At 58.6% G+C, this 24,681-nt stretch carries 19 protein-coding genes, 1 tRNA gene and 5 pseudogenes; 16 read left to right on the forward strand and 9 right to left on the reverse strand.

Translation table 11 applies throughout. From position 1 onward, the window contains the following. The first annotated feature begins 8 nt into the window (after positions 1-8). From JCM15831_RS08180 to JCM15831_RS08200, 5 genes are all read left to right on the forward strand, one after another. Positions 9-560, forward strand: a complete 552-nt coding sequence (locus tag JCM15831_RS08180; RefSeq protein ID WP_025823919.1) for a FecR family protein — start codon at positions 9-11, stop codon at positions 558-560. Positions 561-653: 93 nt separating this feature from the next. Next, positions 654-1,085, forward strand: a complete 432-nt coding sequence (locus tag JCM15831_RS22620) for an STN domain-containing protein (protein WP_035774089.1) — start codon at positions 654-656, stop codon at positions 1,083-1,085. After that, positions 1,082-3,196 carry a TonB-dependent receptor gene (locus JCM15831_RS08190; RefSeq protein ID WP_025823921.1) on the forward strand — a complete coding sequence of 705 codons (2,115 nt, stop codon included), beginning with the start codon at positions 1,082-1,084 and terminating at the stop codon, positions 3,194-3,196. Before JCM15831_RS22620 ends, JCM15831_RS08190 begins: the two co-directional genes overlap by 4 nt. A 13-nt stretch (positions 3,197-3,209) precedes the next feature. After that, positions 3,210-4,526: a histidine-type phosphatase gene (locus tag JCM15831_RS17615; protein WP_198024276.1), complete on the forward strand. Its 1,317-nt coding sequence runs from the start codon at positions 3,210-3,212 to the stop codon at positions 4,524-4,526. A gap of 344 nt (positions 4,527-4,870) precedes the next feature. Further along, positions 4,871-5,374 (forward strand): hypothetical protein, encoded by a 504-nt coding sequence (locus tag JCM15831_RS08200; protein WP_156938797.1) that lies wholly within the window; start codon positions 4,871-4,873, stop codon positions 5,372-5,374. A gap of 90 nt (positions 5,375-5,464) precedes the next feature. On the opposite strand, the gene proB is transcribed toward JCM15831_RS08200, so the two are convergent. The 4 genes and pseudogenes from proB to rplU form a co-directional block, all read right to left on the reverse strand. Further along, a complete protein-coding gene (proB, locus tag JCM15831_RS08205; protein WP_025823923.1) occupies positions 5,465-6,583 on the reverse strand; it encodes a glutamate 5-kinase in 1,119 nt (372 codons plus the stop codon). Further along, a pseudogene (gene obgE / locus JCM15831_RS17620) lies at positions 6,580-7,598 on the reverse strand (GTPase ObgE). The gene proB and the pseudogene obgE overlap by 4 nt, the downstream one beginning before the upstream one ends. Before the next feature lie 95 nt (positions 7,599-7,693). After that, positions 7,694-7,960 carry a 50S ribosomal protein L27 gene (gene rpmA, locus JCM15831_RS08225; RefSeq protein WP_025823925.1) on the reverse strand — a complete coding sequence of 89 codons (267 nt, stop codon included), beginning with the start codon at positions 7,958-7,960 and terminating at the stop codon, positions 7,694-7,696. Between the two features lie 28 nt (positions 7,961-7,988). Then, positions 7,989-8,303 (reverse strand): 50S ribosomal protein L21, encoded by a 315-nt coding sequence (gene rplU / locus JCM15831_RS08230; protein ID WP_025823926.1) that lies wholly within the window; start codon positions 8,301-8,303, stop codon positions 7,989-7,991. A gap of 268 nt (positions 8,304-8,571) precedes the next feature. Between rplU and JCM15831_RS08235 the strand changes: the two genes are divergently transcribed. The 4 genes from JCM15831_RS08235 to JCM15831_RS17625 all read left to right on the forward strand — a co-directional run bounded on the left by JCM15831_RS08235 (position 8,572) and on the right by JCM15831_RS17625 (position 10,282). Beyond that, positions 8,572-8,661, forward strand: a tRNA-Ser gene (locus JCM15831_RS08235). 217 nt (positions 8,662-8,878) lie between these two features. Further along, entirely contained in the window at positions 8,879-9,289 is a 411-nt protein-coding gene (locus tag JCM15831_RS08240; protein WP_084490620.1) for a zinc ribbon domain-containing protein YjdM, read from the forward strand. 31 nt (positions 9,290-9,320) lie between these two features. Beyond that, complete coding sequence (locus JCM15831_RS21895; protein ID WP_198024277.1) at positions 9,321-9,659, forward strand: hypothetical protein; 339 nt, start codon at positions 9,321-9,323, stop codon at positions 9,657-9,659. 38 nt (positions 9,660-9,697) lie between these two features. Then, positions 9,698-10,282 (forward strand): alpha/beta hydrolase, encoded by a 585-nt coding sequence (locus JCM15831_RS17625; RefSeq protein ID WP_373277627.1) that lies wholly within the window; start codon positions 9,698-9,700, stop codon positions 10,280-10,282. A 24-nt stretch (positions 10,283-10,306) separates the two neighbouring features. Here the strand turns inward: JCM15831_RS17625 and guaD are convergent. Further along, positions 10,307-11,625, reverse strand: a pseudogene (gene guaD, locus JCM15831_RS17630) (guanine deaminase). Beyond that, positions 11,622-13,620, reverse strand: a pseudogene (locus JCM15831_RS17635) (FUSC family protein). The pseudogenes guaD and JCM15831_RS17635 overlap by 4 nt, the downstream one beginning before the upstream one ends. A 1,136-nt stretch (positions 13,621-14,756) precedes the next feature. Between JCM15831_RS17635 and JCM15831_RS08265 the strand changes: the two are divergent. From JCM15831_RS08265 to JCM15831_RS08275, 3 genes and pseudogenes are all read left to right on the forward strand, one after another. After that, positions 14,757-15,248 carry a MucR family transcriptional regulator gene (locus JCM15831_RS08265; protein ID WP_025823928.1) on the forward strand — a complete coding sequence of 164 codons (492 nt, stop codon included), beginning with the start codon at positions 14,757-14,759 and terminating at the stop codon, positions 15,246-15,248. An 88-nt stretch (positions 15,249-15,336) separates the two neighbouring features. Beyond that, positions 15,337-16,280, forward strand: a pseudogene (sppA, locus tag JCM15831_RS20995) (signal peptide peptidase SppA). Positions 16,281-16,350: 70 nt separating this feature from the next. Further along, on the forward strand, positions 16,351-16,647 hold the full coding sequence (locus tag JCM15831_RS08275) for an integration host factor subunit beta (RefSeq protein ID WP_025823929.1): 297 nt from the start codon (positions 16,351-16,353) through the stop codon (positions 16,645-16,647). Between the two features lie 36 nt (positions 16,648-16,683). On the opposite strand, the gene JCM15831_RS08280 is transcribed toward JCM15831_RS08275, so the two are convergent. Both JCM15831_RS08280 and trxB read right to left on the reverse strand, forming a co-directional pair. Further along, positions 16,684-17,574, reverse strand: a complete 891-nt coding sequence (locus JCM15831_RS08280) for a LysR family transcriptional regulator (protein WP_025823930.1) — start codon at positions 17,572-17,574, stop codon at positions 16,684-16,686. A gap of 177 nt (positions 17,575-17,751) precedes the next feature. Beyond that, a pseudogene (gene trxB / locus JCM15831_RS17645) lies at positions 17,752-18,707 on the reverse strand (thioredoxin-disulfide reductase). Between the two features lie 154 nt (positions 18,708-18,861). Here trxB and JCM15831_RS08290 point away from each other — a divergent pair. The 4 genes from JCM15831_RS08290 to JCM15831_RS08305 all read left to right on the forward strand — a co-directional run bounded on the left by JCM15831_RS08290 (position 18,862) and on the right by JCM15831_RS08305 (position 24,240). Further along, entirely contained in the window at positions 18,862-19,449 is a 588-nt protein-coding gene (locus tag JCM15831_RS08290) for an Lrp/AsnC family transcriptional regulator (protein WP_084490625.1), read from the forward strand. Continuing rightward, positions 19,446-20,537, forward strand: a complete 1,092-nt coding sequence (locus tag JCM15831_RS08295) for a glycosyltransferase (RefSeq protein WP_025823932.1) — start codon at positions 19,446-19,448, stop codon at positions 20,535-20,537. Before JCM15831_RS08290 ends, JCM15831_RS08295 begins: the two co-directional genes overlap by 4 nt. Next, complete coding sequence (locus tag JCM15831_RS08300; protein ID WP_456303431.1) at positions 20,512-21,981, forward strand: ArnT family glycosyltransferase; 1,470 nt, start codon at positions 20,512-20,514, stop codon at positions 21,979-21,981. Before JCM15831_RS08295 ends, JCM15831_RS08300 begins: the two co-directional genes overlap by 26 nt. Positions 21,982-22,110: 129 nt before the next feature. After that, positions 22,111-24,240: a prolyl oligopeptidase family serine peptidase gene (locus JCM15831_RS08305; RefSeq protein WP_051528401.1), complete on the forward strand. Its 2,130-nt coding sequence runs from the start codon at positions 22,111-22,113 to the stop codon at positions 24,238-24,240. Positions 24,241-24,354: 114 nt separating this feature from the next. Here JCM15831_RS08305 and rpsU read toward each other — a convergent pair whose 3' ends face one another. Beyond that, positions 24,355-24,558 (reverse strand): 30S ribosomal protein S21, encoded by a 204-nt coding sequence (gene rpsU, locus JCM15831_RS08315; protein WP_007283570.1) that lies wholly within the window; start codon positions 24,556-24,558, stop codon positions 24,355-24,357. Between the last annotated feature and the right edge of the window lie 123 nt (positions 24,559-24,681).

Genomic DNA, 24,681 nt, shown 5'->3' on the forward strand with positions numbered 1-24,681 from the left:
CGATCGATATGGATGCGTGCAGTTCTGTCACTGCGGGACCGGTGCGTGGTGCGCTCGCGATTGAAGAAGGGCGCTGCGCAATCGGTCTCGCATCAGGCGTGCGGCAGGTCAGTTTCCGCTGTGCCGACTGGAGGATGAGCGGGACGAGGGGGCGTTATGCGCTCGATGTCAGCAAGACGCTCATGACGGTTGCCGTGATTGAGGGCGCTCTGGAACTGCAGCGGAACGGAGGCGGCCGCCTTGCGCTGAGCGAAGGGCAGGTCTTGAATTATGAGTTCCAGACCGGGCGCATCTCGCGACCGGATACACGGCTCGATGATCTGACGGCCTGGCGTGAGGGGCGAGCCGTCTTTCGAGGGAGCAGGCTGGATCAGGCCGTGGCGGAGATGGCGCGGTATTGTGACCGACCCGTGCGCCTCTTGTCACCCTCGCTCGCAGGGCAGCGGATCAGCGGCGTCTTTCATACGCAGGACCCGATCCGTTTTTTCAAGGCGCTGACCCATCTCCTGCCCGTGCGCGTGTCATTCGATCCCGGGCAGATAGGAATTGTTAAGCTTTGATGAAACGCGCGCGAAAGCGATGAGGGACTGGCCAGCTCCGTCGTCCCACCCGGGAATGACCACTCTGGTCTCAGCCTGATGGAAGCCTGCCCCATGATCCGCGCCCCGTTTATCGCCTCACGACCGCGTAGAAACCTTGCTCTTCTCCTCCTGACATTCTCGACCCTGCCCAATCTTGCGCTGGCCCAAGGGGCAGCGGCGCCTGTTACCCTGAGCCAGAGTGACGCAGCGAAGGCTTTGACAGTTGCCCAGCCCGCCGGGACGCTTGAAGACGCTCTGACGGGGCTTGCCCGCCAGTCGGGCCGGGACATTCTGTTCTCGAGCGATCAGGTGCGCGGCAAGAAGGCGGCAGCACTCAAGGGCAGACTGACCCTCGAAAAGGCCCTTGAGCGCCTGCTGGGTGGATCGGGCTCAGCGCCCATATTCAGCCTGACGGGGTTGTGGTTATTGCGTCTGCTGCACGCGGGTCGAATTTTCAGCACGATGCCCATGATGAAGGGTCAGGTCAGGAGCGTATCACGGTGATCGGTCGCGCTGAGCGCCTGGCTCCGTCAACCGTGCCGTTGACCATCACAGAGCCGACATCGGTTATCCAGAAGCGCTTCATCACCAATAATATCGTGCCGCTCGCGAGCGTTGACGACATTATCAAGTTCCAGCCCAGCATCTGGACCCAGAACCCGAATGGTCCGGGTATGGGCAAGGCAGAAACGATGAGCCTGCGCGGCTTTCAGGACGGGCAATACAATATGCTGTTCGATGGCATTCCATTCGGCAATGCCAGTGACCTGCACCATACGACCTCGTCACTCTTCATCTCGCATTTTCTGGGTGAGGTGCAGGTCAATCGTGGGCCAGGAACAGCGTCGACCATCGGTAATGCGACCTTTGGTGGCACAATCGGATTTCAGTCCCGAACGCCCGCTTCTCATTTCGGCGTCACCCCTTACGGGACTTATGGCAGCTTCAATACGCGCGCCGGTGGGCTCGAGATCGACTCAGGCAAAACGCGTTTTGGCTCGATGGTGCTCGATCTTCAGCACGAAGAGACGGACGGTTACCTGACGGGATCGGGAGAGCGGCGCAACAACCTTCTTTTCAAGGACGTGGCCAAACTGGGAGAGAACACGACCCTCACCGTGCTGACGACCTATAATTGGGAAAATCAGAACACCACCCAGGGCGCGACCCTCGATCAGTACCGTCAGTACGGCAAGAATTACGGGCTTTGCTCCAATCCTGCTCTGCAATGCTATTCTGGTTATCAGCCCAGCACCTATACCGCTGACTTCGACTATATCGACATCAAGAGCCGACTGCTCAACTGGCTGACGATTGAGAACCGTCTCTACACGAACGGGTTCGAGCATGATTACACCGAATCAACCGATGCAAGCTCGGATAATGCCAGCGCCAATGGCGTGACGTTCTATTCTGCAAGCGGGAAAAAACTTGCGACCTACAAGAATGACGTTCCCGGTAAATATGCAGACGCCAAATTCCGGGATTACGGCGATACGCTGACGTTCAAGGCCCATACGTCGCAAGGCGACGTCTTGCTTGGGGCCTGGGCCGATCTGCAGGATGATCGTCGTTACACCTATGCGCTGGACCTGACGAAGGGGGGCATCATGGTCCCTGGAAAGAACGGCTCCGCCTATAGCTATGATATTTCCGACTTCAACACGACGGTGCAACCCTATCTGGAATTCGACTGGAAGCCGCTCAAAAATACGGTCATCAAGCCGGGCATCAAATATTCCTATTTCCGTCGTGACTACGATGCGGCCATCAATAAATCGACCAAGGTGCCTCTGAGCGCGACGCAGAACTTCACATCCTGGCAGCCATCGATTTCCGCCAACCAGATCATTCTGCCGGGCTGGAGTGCCTACGCCCAGATCGCCCGCGGCTTTCTGGCGCCGCCCATGAGCGTGTTCCAGACGCAGAATGTCGGCAGTGTGCGTCCGGAAACCACGCTGAACTATCAGGTGGGCACCGTGGTGCAGCAAAAGCGCTGGACCCTGTCGTTCGATGCTTACTACGTCAATTTCTCGAACTTCATTGCGTCCGCCCAGATCAAGGTTCCCGACCTTGGAACGCAGACGACATCGGTCAATAGTGGCGGTGCCATCTACAAGGGGCTCGAAGTCGAAGGGCAATATGCCATCGGCCATGGCGTCTCGCTTTATGGCAATTACAGCGTGAACGACGCGCAGTACAAGCATAGCTCGGTGCGTGTTGCTGCGACGCCGAATGTGCTCGCCTCGTTCGGTGTTCTTTACGACGATAACAAGGGGCCGTACGCCTCACTGATTGGCAAATTTGTCGGCAATCACTGGGGTCTCGACAGCACGACAAACAGCGCAGGCAATACCGTATTTGCCAATCAGTATCGCATTGGAAGCACCACGACAGCCGATCTGGCTCTTGGATGGCATTTCAAAAAGCTGGGCGGCTTCATGCATGACGTCACGCCGAGCCTCAAGATCTCCAACCTCTTCAATAATCGCGCCGTCAGCGATTTTGCAGGCAATCAATCTGCGACGAGCGCTGCTTATCCGGACGGTGCGCCCCTTTACTGGCGTCTGGCCGGGCGCAGCGTCTTTTTCAATCTGACCGTGACTTTGCCATAAGGGGCGCATGTTGATGATCGGATCGCCAGTGAACGCACTCGCCGCCCTATGGGGTTTTGCCCTTTCCAGTTTGCTCCTTTGCGGCGTGGCGACACCGGCGAGGGCCGTGCCCCTCTCTGCCGCGCCACCGTCGGCGGACGCCGTTCTGGAGCGCGTCGTTCTGGTCGCACGACACGGCATACGCAGCCCGACCCATGATCCGGCAGCGCTCGCGCATGAGACAGGCATTGCCTGGCCCGAATGGCCCGTTTCTCCCGGGCAGCTCACCGAACATGGTCGCGCGACCTTGTCGGTGATGATGCGTGATATCGGTCGGCATTACGATCTGGGCTGCAGCACGCATAAAGAGTCCTGTCTGACCCAGACACGCCCTGTCATCTGGGCGGATTCCGCCGATGATCGGACCCGCGAGAGCGGAGAGATCATGGCGGCGTCGCTGGCGCCCGATCTGCATCTTGTGTCGCGCTCTTTGGGGGCGAAAGTGAAGGATCCCCTTTTCGGTGGACCGCCACAGGATTTCTTCGTTCGCGAGGCAAAGCGTCTCTACAAGGATGCCCTGACGGCGCAAAAGGACGATATGCGGTCGAGGCCTGAGAGCGTGAAGGCGGGTCTTGCGGCCATGCAGCTGCTTCTGGCGCCGCAAGGCTGCGTCAAGGACGACGGCCCCTGCCTGTCAGGACCCATCACCGTAACAAGCAAGAACGGGAAACCTGTTCTGGAAGGGGGACCCGTCCTTGGGGCCTCTCTCGCAGAAAATCTTCTGCTGCTTCACGTTCAGGGGCTCGATCACAAGAAGGCCGGATGGACCACGGCGATTGATCCGGCGTTTCTCACTCGGGCGCTTGCCGTCCACGACTATCTCTCGGACCTGACGCGCAAGCGGGGGAAGCTGGTCGAGGAGAAATCACGCGCTCTGGCGGGGGTAATCGACGCCTTCCTTCAGGGGCGTGACGCGCAGCTGCCGAATGGAGACAGCATCGGTCCTCAGACGCGGTTCCTCGCCTTTGCAGGCCATGACACCACGCTGGACGCGCTGGCTGCCCGCTACGGATTGAGCTGGAGTTTCAAGGATCAGCCGACAGAACAGCTCCGGACACGACGCTGGCTGTCGAGAGATGGAGAGAGTCAGGCGGCAAGATCGTTTATCGCGCTGTCATTTTCCACCAATCCTTGGCTGCATTGCTTGAAGGAAGGGGGCTCGATGAAGCCCATGGAGGGGTTCAGGCCTTGGTGCCGCTCCCGGGCTGAGCGCGCGGGTAATTCCCGTCTTTCTTGCAGAAGGGAAGGGATGATGCGGTGCACGCAACTCTCCTCTTGGCGGAGTCGCTAAAAAGAGCATAGATCGCACATCATGACGACAGCGTTTCTCTCCCTTCCGCTTTGGATGCAGTTCCTTGCAGGGTTCATCCTGCTTGGACTGGGACTTATGTTCATTCTCATGCCGTTTTCAATTTTCGGCGTGAAGCCGAGGCTGGAAGAGGTAGAGCTGCAATTGAACGAGGTGCGCGCCGAGTTGCGCATCATCGCCATGCGGCTAGCACAAGGCGGGAGCGATACCGGCCCATCCGGCGAGCCCATCTATGCGCCGCCCCGACGCAATACGGCACAGTCTGACCCAGCGCCCCGGCCTCCTGAAGTCGCGCCGACGGCGAGATGCCTCGCGCGCCCGAACCCATGCCGTGGTCCGCGCAGGCTGTCCGTCCTGCGCCGCAACGTTCAGCTCCCGAGCGTGCGGAAAGCCCGCATCAGGCACCATTGTCAAAAACCGCTCATGTCCAGCGCGAGCCTTCTTTCGAAGAGCGCCGTGAGCGTCCAGCACCGATGCCTGCGGCTCGTGACGATTACAGCTATGCTGAGTCCGGCGCTCAGGAGAGTATTCATCACATCATGCGGCCAACGCATTTTGACCCGCCCCCTCTGCGCGAGCCGCCCAGACCGCCCGTTGCGCCCCAGAGGCAGGACGCAGCTGTCGAGCCTTCAGCGCCGCTTCATCCAACGCCATCCCAGCCAGCTCCGACCCAGCCTGATGCCGATGAGGCGTGGCGCCTGAGAGTGCAGCGGCAGGAAATGGCACCGCGCGCGGCGGCTGCGGAGGCCGATCGTTTGAGGGAGGCGGAAGAGGCGGGAACACGGCGTGTTCGTTCAGAGCCGACACTGCGCTGGCCACCCCGGCCCTGAGGCCGCAACCCCTCGAACCTTGCGCGGCGCGGCGGGTTTTGAGCCTTTATGGTCGGTGAAGTCTGCCCTTTCGCAGGGGGCAGCTATTTCTCAGCGGATGAGAACCAGATCGTCTCGGTGGATGAGTTCGTCACGCCCGCTATGGCCGAGACAGCTTGTGATATCTTCCGAGCGATGCCCCGCGATCTTGCGCGAGTCCTGAGCGTCATAAGCTGTCAGCCCGCGCCCGATTTCGTGACCCGCTTCGTCAAGAATAACGACCAGATCGCCTTGATCGAATGTCCCTTCGACCTGTCTTACCCCGGCAGGGAGAAGAGAGCTCCCTTTGAGCAGGGCCTGCGCGGCGCCCTGATCGATTGTGACACGACCCTTTGTCTGAAGAGCCCCGGCAAGCCAGCGTTTGCGTGCGGAGCCGGCATCTTCAGCGGCAAGAAACCACGTGTAGCGTCCGGCATCGAGCATCTGTCTGAGGGGATGAGGCGCGAGGCCTGAGGCGATCGCCATATGGGCCCCCGCACGCGTCGCAATCTGGGCAGCGAGGAGTTTCGTGTGCATGCCGCCGGAGGAATATCCCGGCGGGGGCGCACCGCCCATGGCCATGATCGACTCACTCAGTGTTTCGACAACGGGGAGATGCGTCGCTGTGGGATCGAGACGCGGGTCGGCTGTGTACAGTCCGTCGATATCTGAAAGCAGGACGACCGTATCGGCGCCGATCATCTGGGCGACGCGCGCTGCCAGACGATCATTATCGCCAAAACGGATTTCGGTCGTCGCGATGGCGTCGTTTTCGTTGATGACGGGGACGCAGCCCAGAGAAAGCAGCGTGCGCAGCGTGGCGCGGGCATTGAGATGTCGCTCACGATCCTCGGTATCACCCGGGGTGAGCAGCAGCTGTCCTGCGGTCAGGTTCTGCAGGGCGAGAGCGGCGCTCCAGGCCTGAGCAAGCTGGATCTGTCCGACGGTGGCCGCCGCCTGTTTTTCGTCCAGACGCAGCCGACGGCCCACAAGTCCCAGACGGACGCGTGCCAGTGCGATGGCTCCGGAGGAGACCACTACGACATCTGCGCCCTGCTTGCGCAGGGCAGCGATGTCTTCGCAGACAGTATTCAACCAGTGATGGCGAAGCTCGGCGTTTTTGGCATCGACAAGAAGGGCTGAGCCGATCTTGATGACAACACAGCGTGCTTCTGCCAGTCGGTTGGTCACTGATTATTCTCGCGCTCGTCCAGTCGGTGTTGGGTGACGCGATCCTGCACGATACGCAGCAGCTCGGCCAGCCCCTGATGGGTCGCTGCCGACAAGGTGAACACCTCGGCGTCGGACGCTTGGCAAGCGCCTTTTTCTTGGCAGTGATCTGGGTCGTGGTCAGAGCGTCGCATTTATTCAGGACGATGATCTCTGATTTTTCAGCAAGCGTCTCGTCATAAGCCGCGAGCTCGCTGCGGATCATGCGGTAATTCTTGACCAACTGGCTCTCTGTTCCATCCAGAAGATGGATCAGCATGGCGCAGCGCTCGACATGGCCCAGAAAGCGGTCGCCCAGACCTGCCCCTTCGCTCGCGCCTTCGATCAGGCCCGGAATATCGGCAATGACGAATTCTTCCGTTGCCGAGAGACGCACAACGCCTAGTTGCGGATGCAAGGTCGTAAACGGATAATCCGCGATCTTGGGCTTGGCGCGCGAGCAGACGGACAGAAGCGTCGACTTGCCTGCATTGGGCAGACCGACCAGACCGACATCGGCGATCAGCTTCAGCCGCAGCCAGACCCAGCGCTCTTCTCCCGGCCAGCCCTTGTCCGCTCGGCGGGGCGCCCGGTTGGTGCTGGTTTTGAAGTTGGCGTTGCCAAATCCGCCATCGCCGCCTTTGCAGAGCAGCACTTCCTTGCCGTCTTCATCCAGATCGGCAAGCAATGTCTCGCGGTCATCGTCAAAGATCTGCGTGCCGATGGGCACGTTGATGATGACGGTCTCAGCCTTGGCACCTGTGCGATCGGAACCGGCGCCATTGCCACCCTTGCGGGCGCGAAAATGCTGCGTGTATCGAAAGTCGATCAAGGTGTTCAGGTTCGGTACGGCGCGGAAAATGACGTCGCCACCGCGTCCACCATTGCCGCCATCAGGGCCGCCGAACTCAACATACTTCTCACGACGAAACGCGACGACACCATCCCCGCCATCGCCGGAGCGCACATAGATCTTGGCCTGGTCGAGGAATTTCATCGTCTGTCTCGTCTAAGTCCAAAAATAACGGTCTAAACAAGAAAGGCCGGCCCAATCGGACCGGCCTCTCCCGTCAACTGGTTATGGCCAGTTTCTTACTCTGCGGCTTCTGCCAGCGTCACGGAAACATGAACGCGGCCTTCAGCGCGACGCGTGAACTTCACGGCGCCATCGGAGAGGGCGAACAGCGTGTGGTCGCGGCCGACGCCAACATTCGTGCCAGCCATCATCTTCGTGCCGCGCTGACGGACGATGATGTTGCCAGCGATGACTGATTCGCCACCGAACTTCTTGACGCCGAGACGGCGGCCTGCACTGTCGCGTCCGTTACGGCTCGAACCGCCTGCCTTTTTTTGTGCCATGGAGGTCTCTCCTTCTCTCTTGCGTCAGTTACGCTGCGTTGATCGCGTCGATGCGCAGGACGGTCACGTGCTGACGGTGACCATTCTTGCGGCGGCTGTTCTGCCGACGGCGCTTCTTGAAGATGATGACCGTGTCGAGACGGTCCTGAGCGACGACGGTCGCCGTGACGGTTGCGCCTGCAACCAGCGGAGCGCCAATCTTCACACCAGCTTCCGAGCCAACGGCCAGAACGTCGGAGAAGGTGATCGTCGTGCCGGCTTCGGCTTCGAGCTTTTCGACCTTCAGCGTGACCTGCGGGGTGACGCGATACTGCTTTCCGCCTGTGCGGATGACTGCGAACATGTTTTAAACTCTCTTCGTGTCCGATCTCTTGGCAATTTTGCCGGGGTTTTCCCCCAGTCGGCATTGCCCAGTCGCTTTTTATTATTGGCGGGTGCGCAAGCGCTCTCGCGAGGGGGGCTCACTACAGGAGGCAGACCGCGCCCGTCAATGATTATCGAGACGGAGCCGGAGGAAAATACGCGAAAGGCGAAAAAAAACGCATTTTCCCCTCTTGCGTGCGGGGCGATCTGCCCCCTATAAGCCGCCCACGACCCGGTTATCCTGCTACGGAGAGGTGCCAGAGTGGTCGATTGGGACGGTCTCGAAAACCGTTGTGCCTTCACGGGCACCGTGGGTTCGAATCCCACCCTCTCCGCCAGACCCTTTAAAGTGTCTGTAAGATAATAAGCCGACTGGTTGAGCCTCGCTCCCAGAGAAAGCACCGGATCTTCCCCTGAACTTTCCCTATGAAAGCAGCCATTCTGCAGCCGCGATTTGGTTTCAACTATGCGCTAGGGAGTCAGCTTCGCTTTGCACTGACAGTCAGAAATTCTACAAGGCCCTCAACTGAAAGCCATGAAGCTTCTGGAATAATAATGAAGCCGGTGCAGGCGACGGGCGACATCGCGTTGTTCCGGCTCGAAAAACAGGATGTCAAAATCGTGCAAAACGATCTCTGCCCGCAATGTGGCTGCGAACATATCTATCAGGATGGCGAACTCTGGGTGTGCCCCGAATGCGCGCTGGAATGGAGCAGGGCTGAAGGGGCTCAGGCGGTCTCGAGCGAAGCTGCTGTCTGCGATGCGAATGGCAATCCGCTGGCAGACGGTGATAGCGTGACGATCATCAAGGATCTGAAGGTCAAGGGATCGTCTTCCGTCATCAAGGGGGGCACCAAGATCAAAAGTATCCGACTCTCTGACGGGCATGACGGGCATAATCTGTCCTGCAAGATCCCTGGTGTCGGTGCCATGAACCTGAAGTCGGAATTCGTACGCAAGGCCTGAGCGTACGAGGGCAGAGAGCGGAGAAGAGGGCATGAACGGCGATCTTCTTTCCGAATTGCGGCTGAGCCGTCGCGCGATGCTCTCCCTTACTGCTGCGGGATCCGTGTCGGTGCTTGCAGGATGTCACGGTCCTTCCCGTTCTCTCTCGCCCGAGCAAATAGCTCTCTGGCCCGAGACGCCCCCGGGTGGCGGAGGCCCGACCGGACAGGAACAGGCGACGCCGTCTGGCGCCCTTTATAATATCCGTGAGCCTCGGCTGGAAATCTTCAGGCCTGAGAGCCCCAATGGCGGCGTTGCGCTGGTGGCTGCCGGGGGCGGCTATCAGCGTATCGGAATGCGACGCGAAGCATATCCGGCAGCCGCTGGCTGAACGCCAGAGGGATTACCGTCTTCGTCCTTGTCTACCGCCTGCCGGGAGAAGGATGGCTATCGGGGGCGATGGCTCCTTTTCAGGATGCGCGCCGTGCTCTTGCTCTCGTCAGGCAGCGTGTGCGTCTGGAAAAACTGGACCCTGCACGCATATCGCTTCTTGGCTTTTCGGCAGGCGGCCATCTCATGGGACTAACAGCCTCTCGCTGGTCGGGCGTTGGTTCTCCTGAGGAGGAGGACGTTCAGGGACGCGTCGCGCCGCTTTCGGGGGCCGCGTTGATCTATCCGGTTATCACGCTTGAAAAACCCTATGACCGCACGGCGACCCGTCGAAACATCGCGGGGCTTTCTCCCGACCCAGCTCAGGCGCTTTTATGGTCTGTCCAGAGCCATGTGCTGCCCGGCTATCCGCCGGTGTTTCTCACGCAGGCAGATAATGACCGGATAGCCAACCCGGTCAACGCTGCGTTGATGGCGCAGGCCTGTCAGACCGTAGGTACCGAGGTGGAATACCATCGTCTTCCCTCGGGTGGGCATGGCTTTGGAATGGGCGAGCCGGGTCGCACCACGGCGTCATGGCCTCTCTGGTATCAGGGCTGGCTGGCCCGGCGCGGCATGATCTGACACGGAACAGAGTATGCTGATGGCCTAGGGCGAGGCCCTATGACGGCGTCCCATGATATAGGTCGCCTCGATGGCCCGATCATCTCCAAGCATCAACAGCGCAAAAAGCAGGTCAGAGACGCTCTCTGCACGCGCCGCCCGTTGAGCCAACAACGGGGTTGCTTGAGGATTGAGGACGCAGAGATCGGCCTCGGCGCCTTCTTCGAGCCGCCCGATCGTCGGGGCGAGCCCAAGCGCCTGAGCGGCACCCGCGGTGGCCAGCCAGTAAGATTGCACGGGGTGAAGGCTGGTGCCGTGAGTCTGAGCTGCTGTGTAGGCGTCATTCATGACACGCAGCATTGAGAGGCTGTTGCCGCCGCCGATATCGCTACCCAACGCCACATGCACGCGGCGATCCGGACGCATTGCTTCGAAAAGCCGAAAAGCGCCGCTGCCCAGAAACGCGTTCGACGTTGGGCAATGGGCAAGAGTACAGCCAGCATGAGCGCATCGGGTCAGGTCGTTTTCGGTGACATGCACGGCATGCCCGAAGATGCTGCGTGGCCTCACGAGGCCGGCCTGATCGTAGACATCCAGATAGCCTGCACGATGGGGAAAAAGGGCTTCGACCAGCGTGCTTCCTGTTTCGTTTCCAGAAGATGCGTCTGCATGAAGAGGTCCGGCGCCGTATCGAGCAAGGCACCAGCGAGGGTGAGTTGCTCTTCCGTGCTTGTGGGAGCGAAACGAGGCGTCACCGCATAAAGCTGGCGCCCCTGACCGTGCCACCGGTCGATCAGGTCGCGAGACTCGTCATATCCCTGTTGGGCCGTGTCTCGCAGGAAATCTGGCGCGTTGCGGTCCATCAGCACTTTACCCGCAATCATGCGTGTATTGCGCTGGCGTGACGCAGAGAAAAAAGCATCTACCGATTCGGGATGCACGGTGCAGTAGACGGCGGCTGTGGTCGTTCCATGGTCGAGGAGGGAGTCGAGAAAGGCCCCTGCGATACTGTCTGCATAGGCGCGATCGGCGAAACGGCGCTCCTCGGGGAACACGTAGCGCTCCAGCCATGACAGAAGCTGCTCCCCGTAGGACGCGATCACGCCGAACTGGGGATAATGGACATGGGCATCGATAAAGCCGGGTCCGATCAGGCAGGGCCTGTGATCGATGATCGGTAGCGTGGCAGGAAGCGTAGAAGCGAGAGTACTGAAACTGCCGACTGCACTGATGCGGCCGTTTTCAATGATGATGGCACCGTCAGGATCGGCAATCAGGGCCTCTTCGGGAGGCATATCGAATGGATTGCCCGCAAAGCGCAGCGTTGTGCCACGCAGAACGAGGCTGGGAAGTTCTGCTGTCATTTGATTTCTTCCAGAGCGCGGTGGCTGGTGAAGCTGCGCGTCTCGTTGAGGAAGGCAGCATTGGCGACAAGTTCGTCACGGATAACCACGAGATACGAAATACCGCGGATCAATTCGAGCCTGGTTACCAGATCGCGCTCAGTGCGATCGAGAGCTCGCAGGCGCCGCACTGCGGCTGCGGCGACGCGGGCAGGGCGATCATGTCGATCGCGGGTATATTCCATACGGTCCAGCAGTAACTCGATGGGGCGTCGTGCGGTAACGGGAAGATGCTCTCGGTCGAGCAAGGTGCGCAATCTGATGGCGTTCAGCCCGATGGTCGTCACCGCCAGAGTGCCTTGCAGATAACTCTCGACGACTGGAAGGGGCGAGGGGCCAGCATGGCGAATGAGGCGCGCGAATCGATCGATGTTGCGTCCGATCCACATCCGCGTTTCCGGTGCCTTGCTGAGATGGCAAAGCGCCCGCAATTCGCCCAGCATCTGTCTGCGTAGCCGCAATCGCTCCGACTGCGGATTGAAAGGCAGGAAGGTGTGAAAAACCAGAACGGCGGCGCAGGCCGCCAGCAGCGTGGATGTCGCGCCGTTGAAAAAGGCGATCTCGTTCAGGCGGAAATGGTTTTGCACATTCACCATGCTGGGCATCAGCAAACCATAGGCCGCAGCGGCGCCTGCTGTTGCAGCATTTTTGCGCGCGAGGCCGCCGATGAACATGGCCGGTCCGAAGGCCATGATGAACATCTCGTAGGTGTCGAATTTCGGTACGAAAATGAAGGTGAGGATCCCGCCCGCGACAACCGACCAGAACGTTCCCTTAAGGAACGCCGTCGTTCCCAGCACTGGATTCTCCTGCGTTGCGAAAAGCCCGCAGATGAGGGAGGTCATGGCAATGAACGCGGTGCCATTCGGCCATGCAGTAATCTCCCAGACGAGCGCCGTAAACAGAATGGCTGCCATGACGCGAATGCCGTTATTGATGGCGTTGCGCGGATCGCGATGGGTCTGAAGTCGGAAATGAAAGCGGTCGCCGGGGATAAGATGCGTGCTGGCATCATATTCGATGATGGCGATTTCGAGATCGTTCAGCAGCTCTCCCAGGGCGACATGGAGAACGCGTTCATCGACAGGGCCGAGAGCGACGGCCTCTTCATGCTCGGGGCGAACGAATGGAGCGGCATGAATGCGGCATCTCTCGATCAGGACATGCAAATCGGCCAGAATGGAGTGGACGGGCTCCTGTGTCTTGAGCCTCCCTTCCAGATCTCGCAGAAAATCCTGAGCATCACAGGAGGTCTCCTTAAAGCTGCCATGAGTCTGGGAGAGAGCAGCAAGCCGCGCCGACATGCCGAAACCGCGCGACAGGAGAATGGAGACTGCCGCGAGGGCGGCTCGTGCATGATCGCCCTCATGGCCGTGCGGGCCCATCTCGATCTCGGCAAATTCGATTTCGCTGTTCAGGCGCAGGATCGTTGCGAAAAGTTCTCGTGCCTTGCGCTGTGTCGTCGCGGCTTCCGACAGGACATCGGCGATGGAAATCGAGACAAGAGAGAGTGCTGTCTGCAATTTGACGCGTACGGCTTGACGGGCCTGACGCTCCTGACTTGTGGCGAAGATAAGACCCATTGCGGCTTCGCAGATGACGCCGAGCGCAATATAGGTCGAGCGTGAGACCGCGATGATGAACACGTTCTCCGGGTCATAGACCGCGCCCATGGCGATGATGGCGCAGGTATAGCCTGAGAGGACGAGGGCATAGGCGCGAAAATTACTGACGAAGGTCGCAACCCCTGCGCAAAGCCCCATCCACAGCGCCAATGTCATGAAAAACAACAGAGGCTGCTGTGGGAAAACCGTAAAAAGAGCGATTGCAGCCATTGCACCGATGACCGTTCCAACAATGCGCCAGCGCGCCTTGGAAAGACTCTCCTCGAGTGCCTTGAGCGACAGCCCAGACGGTCATCGTGGCCCAGATGGGGCTGTCCAGCTCCATCCACATGGCAATAGCCAGAGCAAGAAGCGCGGCTACGGTATTCCTTAAGGCGAATTCAACCGATTGGGCGGATGGAGCATAAAGCCAGGCCCAACGATCGCGGCGCAAAAGCTGTGACACACGGCCGAAGGAGGTCGGCGCCGTGGAGAGGCGGGATAGCGCGCGGATGATTGCCAAGATCAGGTTTCACACAATCGGAAAGGCGGAATGGCCATGAGAACCACCATGATGGCAGTCACCTGGCTTGAAGAAAAGAATCTCGCTCGGATGCTGATCTAAACATTCCTTAATCTCACCTTGCTTTGAATGCGGGTCATTGATCAGGTTGCGGCACTCAAACGCTCAAATGATCTCTTTTTTCGGTATCTCGAGCTCCGTGACGGGCATCGGGTCATGTTGCATCTGAGGACGTCACATAGCGGTCATTGAACCTGCTATGGGGGTTATAGGAAAAAACAGTTAACATTCGTTATTTGATCAAAAGGTCCGATGACGTTGAATTGCCGATAGTTACGATTAGAGATTAAATTGAAAATAATTTTCTCATCAAGGTGATTTTATGCAAGGACTCTTCGCCATCTCTTGTTATATTCAGCTTTCGTATTTGATTTTCTGAAAATTGTACAGGAGAGCCACTGCGTTGCATTGCCACATCATTCGTAATTATAAGTAAGGACTCGAACTGTGTTTTGGACGATGGTTGACAAGCGACGTTCTCATGACGGAGGCGGCATCCCTCCCAGGGAGAAGGGATTACTTGTTTTGAAGCAGACGAAGCACAGGAATTCCGAAGATAGAATAATTCGTTAAATATTCAATAATTTTTGAGCTTGTGTAGAAGTGTGTCGGCTTTTTAAAAAGACTAGACGTTTAACGGATCTTTATCGAAAATTTCACAAACAGAATATATTATATTTTTACAGTTATTGACGAATTGTTCAAAAAAAAAGCTTTTACGCGAGCGCTGTAAGGATTATTTTCTTGTGCCGCTTGCGGAAACATTGTGATCTTGATCTGTTTTTAACAGAGTTTAATTGAAAGAATAAAAACCAGAAAAGAAACCGTTAAACCTATTTACCTCACAAAAGTGATGGTATAAAAGAATTGTTTAAAAGAGTTAAACTTCAACAAAGAGAAAATAAATGTCGGAATCGGAAACCAACGTAGCCCTTCTCGAGCTGACTGCTCAGATTGTGTCGTCGCACGTTGCCAATAATCCTATGGCGGGTGATGAACTCCCAGGGATGATCAAGCAAGTATACAACGCGCTTCAGGGCGCCGGTCAGGCCGAGCCGGAGCCTGAGCGTCCTCAGCCCGCCGTGCCGATCAAGCGTTCTGTATTCCCGGATTACATCGTCTGTCTCGAAGACGGAAAGAAGCTGAAAATGCTCAAGCGCCATCTGCAGAGCGCCTACGGCATGTCGCCTGAGCAGTATCGTGAGCGTTGGGGCCTACCGAGCGACTATCCGCTCGTTGCACCGAATTATGCAGAGCGTCGTTCGCATCTTGCCCGTGAAATTGGTCTGGGCCGCAAAATTAACGCAGGCGTTGATGCTGCATCGCGTATTTCTAACGATGAAGCCGTCGAAAACGAAGAGCGTCCCGCTCGTCGCGGTCGCGCTAAAAAGGCCTGATAACGTCTTTCTCCAGTAGACGTGTCAGCAAAGGCAACTCATCCTGTGGTGAGTTGCCTTTTTTATTTTCCGGATGGGGAAACGAGTCATGACCACTGACGAACGACCAAGAGACGATTCCGGTCAGGCTTATCGGCTTCAACGCCGACGCCTCGTGTACTGGCGCGGTCTTGCGCTTGTCGGTCTCGTCGTTGTCGGTGGGATTTATCTTTTCTCAGGGCGACCTCCCGCTCCCTCCGACGCGATTGCGCGTTTTGAGATCAAGGGGATTATCGAAGATCGTGTTCGGCCTCAGGTTGAAGCAATCGAGCGTGCCGAGCGGGACCCTCATATCCGTGGCCTACTTCTCGTGATCGACAGTCCGGGCGGAGGTGTGACCGGAGGGGTGGCCCTGCACGATGCCGTGGCGTCTTTCGCAGCTCACAAACCTGTCGCTGTGGCGATGCAGGGTACGGCGGCCTCGGCGGCTTACATGCTTGCGGTGCCTGCACAGCGTCTTTTTGCCTATCCCTCGACTATTACAGGTCGATCGGCGTCATCATGATGAGGCCGGACGCGTCTGGTTTGCTAGGTCGAATCGGGCTTGTGACCGATTCGATTACGTCCGGCCCCATGAAGGATCAGTCGCAACCTTTCGTTCCTCTCAAACCCGAGGGACGCGTCATGCTTCAGGGAATCGTCAACGATCTGTTCGACCAGTTCGTGACCATTGTTGCCAAGGGGCGTCATCGTTCCGTTGAGGAAATCCGTCCTCTGGCTGATGGACGACCCTATACGGGCAGGCAGGCGATCGCCCTTCATCTGATCGATCAGCTCGGTGATGAGGACAAGGCGCTTGACTGGATGCACGCGCAGATACGCGACGGCAAAGACCTTCCGGTGAGAGAGCTCTCAGCCAAAAAGCCGCCCAAAACTCTTCTCGAGAGCCTCGAAAGAAAGATCGGAGGCGACTGGTCAGGGGTAACCGAAGCCCTCGAGCAGGTCGCGGCGTATCAGAAACTTGACGGTGCCGCTGCGATTTTGCCACGGTAGTGGTAATGGTAGGCACCCGGACGGGTCCCCAGGCTTCTGTTGTTAGGTTTTGAGAGCGCTTAGTGTCTTCATGACGAAATCAGAACTCATCGCCGAGCTGACAGCGGCGCATCCCCATCTCGCAGCCCGGGATATTGAACTGATCGTTCAGACGATTCTGTCAGAGATATCGTCTGCCCTGTCTCGAGGTGAACGCGTCGAGATCCGTGGGTTTGGCGCCTTTGTCGTCAAGAAGCGCGAGGCCCGACAGGGGAGGAATCCTCGCACCGGGACGAGTGTGGCGGTGGATGAAAAGACCATCCCGTTTTTCAAGGCGGGTAAGGAACTGCGTGAGCGGGTCAATAAACACACAGCGAAACAGGGCTGATTTGCAGCAACCGCCCTGAATGGCCTGGCTGCGCTGTTACTGCCTTGCGGTCTGGATTTCGCTCAGAAGGAAATCACGCAAAACGGTGATGCGCTTCGACATCTTGAGTTCTTCAGGATAGACGAAAAACGCTTCAACGGTCGGAATAGGTTCCTGAGGTAGTATTCTGACGAGCTCGGGATGCGCCTGCGCAAGATAGGTCGGCAGGGAGCCAATTCCTGCGCCGTTTGCCAAAGCTGTGGCGATGGCGGGGAAGCTATTTATTTCAAGCTTGTTCCGCACCGAGCCATGACATTGACGTCGCACAAGTTCGAGCAGCCAGAAAGCGTCGGGCAGGGGCGGAGACATGCCCGCAAACCCCACCAAATGATGCTGGGCGAGGTCCGTGAATTTTGCGGGGGTCCCATGTTTGTCCAGATATCGCTGGCTCGAATAGATGGGCATCGGGAAGTTGGCCAGATGTCGCTGGATCAGATCGGCCTGTCGCGGGGGATGCATGCGTATCGCGACATCGGCCTCTCTCATGCCAAGATCGAGATCGGTGTCCTCCATGATAAGACTGACTTCGATATCGGGATGCATGGCGAGAAAGCGTTCCAGTTTCGGTGCGAGCCAACCCAGGCCGAAGCCTGAGGTTGTGGTGATTTTGAGCTCGCCTTTCGCCTTGACCTTGCTCTCACTCAGATAGGCCTGGGTGAGGGAGAGTTTGGAAAAAACCTCTCTAACCGTGTGATTGAGTGTTTCGCCCTGTTCGGTCAGGATCAGACCGCGGGCATGGCGGTGAAAGAGCGGAACGTGGAGCGTTTCTTCAAGGGCGGAAATCTGGCGTGACACTGCAGACTGGCTGAGGTTCAGTCGATCTCCGGCATGAGTGAACGACCCTGCCTCGGCGACAGCATGGAAGATACGTAATTTGTCCCAGTCCATGCGGCTTTCCTAGAGCTTATGCCCGTCCGCCCGACAAAAATGGCGTCCTCAGACCGTCAGTCCTGAGGGTTTTCCACACGGTCATAAAGTGTTGAGTACACTGACTTGGCAGCATTCCAGCACGCTGCCAAGTTCTTTTATGCGCTGGGGTCTAACGCTGCAATAACGGTAGCCGCCTTATGAAAGTCCAGCCAAAAGATGCTCCGCTTCAAGAGCTGCCATGCACCCGGTTCCCGCAGCAGTAATGGCCTGCCGGAATTTCTTGTCCTGCACGTCTCCTGCCGCGAATACGCCAGAGACTGAAGTTTTGGTACTCCCCGGCGTCGTGACGATATAGCCTTCAGAGTCACAGTCGAGCGTCTCGCGGAAGGGGGCGGTGTTCGGGCTGTGACCGATGGCAACGAAGACGCCATCGACATCGAGGGTCTGTTCACTGTCATCCTTTGTGTTGCGTAGACGGAGACCGCACACCACTTCGGGTTTCCCCGTGCCAAGAACCTCTTCTACGGCATGATCCCACAGTACCGTGATTTTGGGGTTGGCGAAGAGGCGATCCTGAAGAATGCGCTCGGCGCGTAAGGTGTCACGGCGATGGACCAGGGTGACGTGATCGGCGTGGTGCGTCAGGTACAGGGCTTCTTCGACCGCCGTGTTGCCACCGCCAATGACGGCGACCTTCTTGCTCGGTAGAAAAATCCATCGCAGGTGGCGCAAGCCGAGACGCCACCGCTTTGCAGGCGCGCTTCCGAGGGCAGGCCCAGCCATTTTGCCTGTGCGCCTGTCGCGATAACAACGGTGCGGGCGTGATAAAGAGCGCCGGAATCAGCTTTTAGAATGAAGTAGCCGTCTTCGGTCTTCTGATCGAAATGGCTCTCGGTGATCAGATCATAATGGATCTGGGTCCCGACATGTTCGGCCTGTAGGCGCATCTGCTCGACCAGCCAGGGGCCTTGCACGGGCTCGGCAAAGCCCGGGTAATTTTCGACCTCGGTCGTGATGGTCAGCTGGCCTCCCGGCTGCAATCCGGCCACGAGAATCGGCTTGAGATTGGCGCGGGCGGCGTAGATGGCAGCAGTATATCCTGCCGGGCCTGCGCCGATGACGAGCAGATCTGTCTTGAAACTCTGGCTCACTGTGACGGTCCTCGATCTGGGTTCAGCTGCTTGATCAGCGAAGCGATGTGAAGAGACATGAGTGGATGAGACATGGCTCTTGGGTCAGGATGCAGATATAGGTGATGCGGCGCGCCTGCCAACCGACTAGTTTTGACCGACCCTTACGGTGACGATGACTGACAACGATTCAGAAGATCCCCTTTTCAAGCCTGTTCTGTCACGGGGCGACGCGTTCCGAAGCGAGATCACCCGGGGTGAGACGCATCAGGGGGGGCATTCCCCGGGACCTTCCGCGTCCGGCATCGTCGAGCTTGACGCGATCGATCGCCAGATCGTGGCAGAGCTTCAGCTCGATGGGCGCATGACCAATGTCGAACTTGCCCGTCGAACGGGAATTTCCGCGCCGCCTTGTCTGCGCCGCGTGCGGCGTCTTGAAGAGGTCGGTGTCATTGAAGGCTACCATGCCGATGTGGACGCGTCGAAACTGGGGTGGTCTCTCACCTTCTTTGCGCTGATCGGTCTGGAAAGTCAGAAAGGCAGCGTGCTGGAGGCCTTCGAGGCCGATGTGGCGGCGTGGGTCGAAGTGCGGGAGTGTCACATGATTCGCGGCGGCGGTGATTTTCTGGTCCGTCTCGTGGCACGTGATCCGGCCCATCAGAATTATCTGACAAAGAGACTGACCGATCTGGATCATGTCGTGCGCGTGCAGACCCTGCAGACGATCCGTACAAGTCTCACCCGGGCTGGTGTCCCTGTATGACCCTCCCGCAGCCTGCGGATCTGACGCTCGTCATTCCCTGTTACAATGAAGCCGATAATGTCGTTCCCCTGATCGCGGGGGTGCGAAGCGCCCTGGAAGGCGTGAACTGGGAGATCGTCTTCGTCGATGATGACTCTCCCGATGGCACCTCGCATGCGGTCGAGAAAGCTGCTCAGACCGACCCACGGGTTCGTCTCATTCGCCGCGTCGGGCGGCGAGGTCTTTCCTCGGCTGTCATCGAGGGGGCGTTGTCATCGACGGCCTCGGTCGTTGCCGTCATGGATGGCGACTTGCAGCATGATGAGGGCATTCTTCGCGACCTCGTCACACCACTTCTGGACCATCGGGCCGATATCGCAGTCGCCAGCCGTCATGTTGAAGGCGGTGATAGTGGCGGTCTCGCCAATCGCTGGCGGCATGTTCTGTCGCAGTCTGGCATCCGGCTTGCCCAGACGCTCCTGCCCATGCGGCTCTCGGATCCCATGAGTGGGTTCTTTGCGATCAGACGCAGTCTCTTCGTTCAGGCCCTCCCGCGGCTGACCGGAACGGGCTTCAAGATTTTGCTCGAACTGATGCTTTCGGTCCCGAAAACAGCGCGGCTGGTCGAAGTGCCTTTTGTTTTCAGACCGCGCGTGGCCGGAGAGAGCAAGCTCAGTCCTTTGGTCATGGTGCAGTTTCTGGGGATGCTGATCGAACGGGCGTGTGGCGGGTGGTTGCCGACCCGATTCATCATCTTTGCCGCAGTCGGGGCCATCGGCATCGCCGTCAATCTTCTGGTCTCGGAGGCCGCCCGCTTTGCGGGAGCCAATTTCGAGATGAGCCAGTTGATCGGCACGGCCTGCGCCATCCTGGCCAATTTCCAGCTCAATAACCGGATCACCTATCTTGATCGTCCTTTGAGAGGGAAGCGCTGGCTGCCGGGGTTGATTATTTTCGTTGTGGGCTCGGCCATCGGGGCCTTCGGCAATATCGGCGTGGCGCAGCTTATTTACGACACGCAAGGTCACTGGAGCCGTGCAAGCGCTGCCGGTGCCGTCATCGGTGTGGTCTGGAACTATGCAATTGCCTCTACGCTCGTCTGGCGCTGAGTCCTCCGACGCCGAGGCACTGCGCTTCTGGCGTTTCGACGGTCCGCATGCTGTCTGGCTGTTTTGGGGGCTGCTGGTCGGCCTGACTCTTCTGAGGCTGGCTCTGGCTGCCAGTCTGGGTGTCACGCCCGATGAGGCCTATTACTGGCTGTGGTCGCGCGGCTTGCAGGGGGGCTATCTCGATCATCCCCCAATGATTGCGCTCTGGATCCGGCTGGGCACCACGTTGTTTGGCGAGGGGCCTCTCGGGATCAGAATCGGCGGACCTCTCTCGGCTCTGTTTGGCTCCGTTGCGCTCTGCTGGGCCGGGCGCGATCTTCTGGCAAGTCGTGCAGCGGGATATCGCGCAGCGCTCCTGCTGAATGCCACGTTGATGCTGGGGCTGGGCTCTGCAACAGCCACCCCCGACACGCCTCTCGTTTTTTTTCTGGCCTGGGTGCTGTGGGCGCTCGGTCGCCTGATCGCCACCGGCAAGCCGATCTGGTGGCTTGCGGTGGGTGTGTTCTTCGGTCTGGCCTTCGACAGTAAATACACAGCGGTTCTCCCCGCTTTGGGATGCGGGATCTGGGCGCTCGGCACGCCTGCGATACGCCGTCACGGGCTTTGGCTTGTGGGCGGTTGCGTGGCCGGTCTGGTCGCGATCACGCCTGTTCTGGCCTGGAATGCGGCCCATCATTGGGCGAGCTTTGTCAAACAGGGCGGGCGCGCAGGGGACTGGCATCCGCTTCGTGCTTTGAATTTTCTTGCCGAGCTGACGGGGGGGCAAATCGGTCTCGCAACCCCACTGATCTTTATTTTGTTCGGCATCGGTCTGGTCTGGTGTCTCAAGCGATCGGGCACGCAGAGCGTGCCGCGTTTGCTCGCCTGTCTCTGCGTGGTGCCGATTGCGGTGTTTGTGCAGCATGCCTTTGGTGGACGTGTGCAGGCAAACTGGCCTGTCGTGCTTTATCCGGCTGTTGCGTTGGCAGCGGCTGCGACGGGGCGCCGTATCGGTCTGGCTTGCGGGTTGGGACTGGTGCTTACCGGACTGGTTACGCTTCAGGGTATTGCTGCACCGGTCCCGCTTTCGGCCCATCACGACGTCATTGCGCGTCAGACGGCTGACTGGTCTGGCCTGAGTGAGCGCCTCCATAAAGAGCTGCCTGACGGGGAGGCTCTTGTTGCGGGCGATTACGCTTTAGCGTCGATTCTGGCCTATCAAGGGCCGGGACATAGGGTCTTTAGCTATGACAAGCGCTGGGCTTTTCTCAAGCGCGATCTCCAGCATCCCAACTCTGCTGCGCTGGTTTTGCGCGAGAGCGAGACGCCTGATCTGCCTGCTTCCTGGCTCGGCCCGGAGCGTGCGCGCCGCGTTTGCCGGATGCTGCGGGGCGCTCCGATGATCTGCTACAAGCTGATACCGCTCAGCCTTCCTGCTGACACGCAGATGTACAGGCTTCCCTGACCGTAACTCTCTGGACGGGTGGGGCTCGATCATGGCGTGTGCGGTTCCGGAGGGATGCGTTTCGAGCCCGGTTCCCCTCTGTGAGGCGGTGTTCTAGGCTTCTCGACGTTTCCAGAAAGGGAGAGAGCCATGAGGCGCATTTTGTTGGCGATGACATCGCTCGTCTGCACGTCCCTGATCGGGACGGTCGCGTGTGAGGCCAAGGCCAATCCCGCCGGTTCGGTGCCGTCGCGTACCGTTCTGGAGCAGGTCGAGGGCAAGCAGGCATTGGAGTGGGTGCGGGCCCAAAACAACCGGAGCGCCGCGCTTTTACAGGCCGACCCGCGTTATCGCGGTTTTTATGACTCCGTGCTGGCCGTAGAACAGACACCAGGGCGGTTGCCTCTGCCGGATCAGGCAGGAGGGCGTGTCTGGAACTTATGGCAGGACGCAGCCCACCCTAAAGGGCTCTGGCGGGTCACAACACCTGCGTCATTCGAGCAGAGTTCTCCGGTCTGGACGACAGAGCTCGATATCGACGCACTGGCAGCGCAGGAAAAGCGGGACTGGGTTTTTCAGGGAGCCGAGTGTCTGGCGCCCGATGCACGACGTTGCCTGATCACGCTGTCGCTTTCCGGAGAAGATGCCGCTTTCTATCGCGAGTTCGATACTGCGACAAAAAGCTTTGTGTCGGGTGGGTTCGATCTGCCTCACTCCAAGCAGCGTGTTGCCTGGCTCGATCAAGATACGCTTCTCGTCTCGCGGGATTGGGGATCGGGCAGCATGACCCGCTCTGGTTATCCCTTGAGTGTGCGCCTTCTCCGGCGTGGGCAGCCTCTTTCAGCCGCCAGGGAAGTCTATCGTGGTGATGTGGGCGACATGATTGTCGAGCCTCAAATTCTTCAGGACGGGCAAGGCAGGCAGATCGCGGTCATCCAGCGTAATCTGGATTTCTTTCGCAGTGAATATCGCCTTTACGACCCTGCGACGCAGAGTCTGCACCTTCTCGCCTTGCCGCAGAAAATCGGTTTTCTCGGTTTCTATGCGGGCAAGCTGATCCTGAGGCTCGATCAGGATTGGTCGGTCGGAAAGACCTTCAAACAAGGCAGTATTGTCGCTGTCGATCCGCGGGCAGGGAAACGTCCTCCCGAATTGCTTTTCGCGCCCGACGCGCATGAAACCACAGCTGATATCGGCGTGACCGCCAAAGGGATCATCGCGGTCGTTTACCGTGACGTGCAGCCCTCGATCCGTGTCTATCGGTCGGCTTCCGACCGGACTGGATGGCAGGAGACGACCATTGCACTGCCTCACCATGTTTCGGCAGAACTGCAATCCTCCGATCCGTCAGAGGCCTATGCCATTCTGAAAATCGAGGGCTATATCGTGCCGCCTCAGCTCTGGAAGCTCGATGTCGCTGCGGGCAAGGCCAGCAAGATCAAGGAAACGCCGGCTCTGTTCGACGCGAAAGGGCTTGTGACGGAGCAGTTCTGGGTTCAGTCGAGCGATGGCGTCAAAGTGCCCTATTTCGTGACCCATCGTCGCGACTGGACGTTGAACGGGCATAACCCGACGCTTTTCACGGCGTATGGCGGCTTCGACCTCTCTTATCTGCCCACCTATTACGCGGATGTCGGCAAGACCTGGCTTGAGCGAGGCGGTGTTTATGTCGTGGGTAATATCCGGGGCGGCGGAGAGTTCGGTCCAGCCTGGCATGAGGCCGGGATGAAGTCAGGGCGCCAGCATGCTTATGATGATTTCGCAGCGATCGGACGCGACCTCGCCAGACGCGGTATTGCCGACAGAGATCATCTGGGTATCCGGGGACGGTCCAATGGTGGATTGCTGATGGGGGTCTCGTTCACGCAGCATCCCGAGCTGTGGAAGGCCGTCATCATCGGCGTGCCGCTGCTCGATATGGAGAATTTCGAAACGATGGCCGCCGGAGCCTCCTGGGCTGCGGAATACGGTCATATGGCGGTTTCCGATGAGCGACAGTTTCTGGAGCGGATCTCTCCCTTGCAGAACCTGAAGAAGGACGTCGCCTACCCGGTACCGTTTATTTTTACCTCGACGAAAGACGATCGGGTGGGACCGGTTCATGCCCGGCTTTTTGCGGCGCGCCTTGCCGAGTTCGGTAAGCCGTTCTTCTATTACGAGGATACGGAAGGCGGTCACGCTGGCACAGTCAATGCGACGGAGATCGCTCATGAGCGCGCGCTCGAGGCAGTCTATCTGTCACAAAGCCTGATGGATCAGAAAAAGAACACGGCTCCCTGACGCTTCGGAGAGCGGGTGGGACCGTGTCTCATCCGCTTTTCCGGTCAGGCAAGCAGGCACAAAAAAACCGCCGTAAAGACGGCGGTTGATCTGTTTGCCGTGATGGCAGGCTGATTAGAAGCCTTCACGCTCCAGGCGCTTGCGCTCCATCTTGCGTGCGCGACGAACCGCTTCAGCCGCTTCACGAGCGCGACGCTCTGAGGGCTTTTCGAAATGGCGACGCAGCTTCATCTCACGGAAAACGCCTTCGCGCTGCATCTTCTTCTTGAGCGCCTTGAGCGCCTGATCAACATTGTTGTCACGAACCAGAACCTGCACGGGTCTGCCATCTCCTGTCCGACCATGGAGATCATGGTCTTGTTTCTAAATGCAATGATCAGAACCCGGTACCGAGGGTACTGCGTTCCGAAGAGGCCGCCGCCTTAGCATAGGTTTTGCGAA

Origin of the sequence: Asaia astilbis JCM 15831, from assembly GCF_000613845.1 — a bacterium.
Lineage (GTDB): Bacteria > Pseudomonadota > Alphaproteobacteria > Acetobacterales > Acetobacteraceae > Asaia > Asaia astilbis.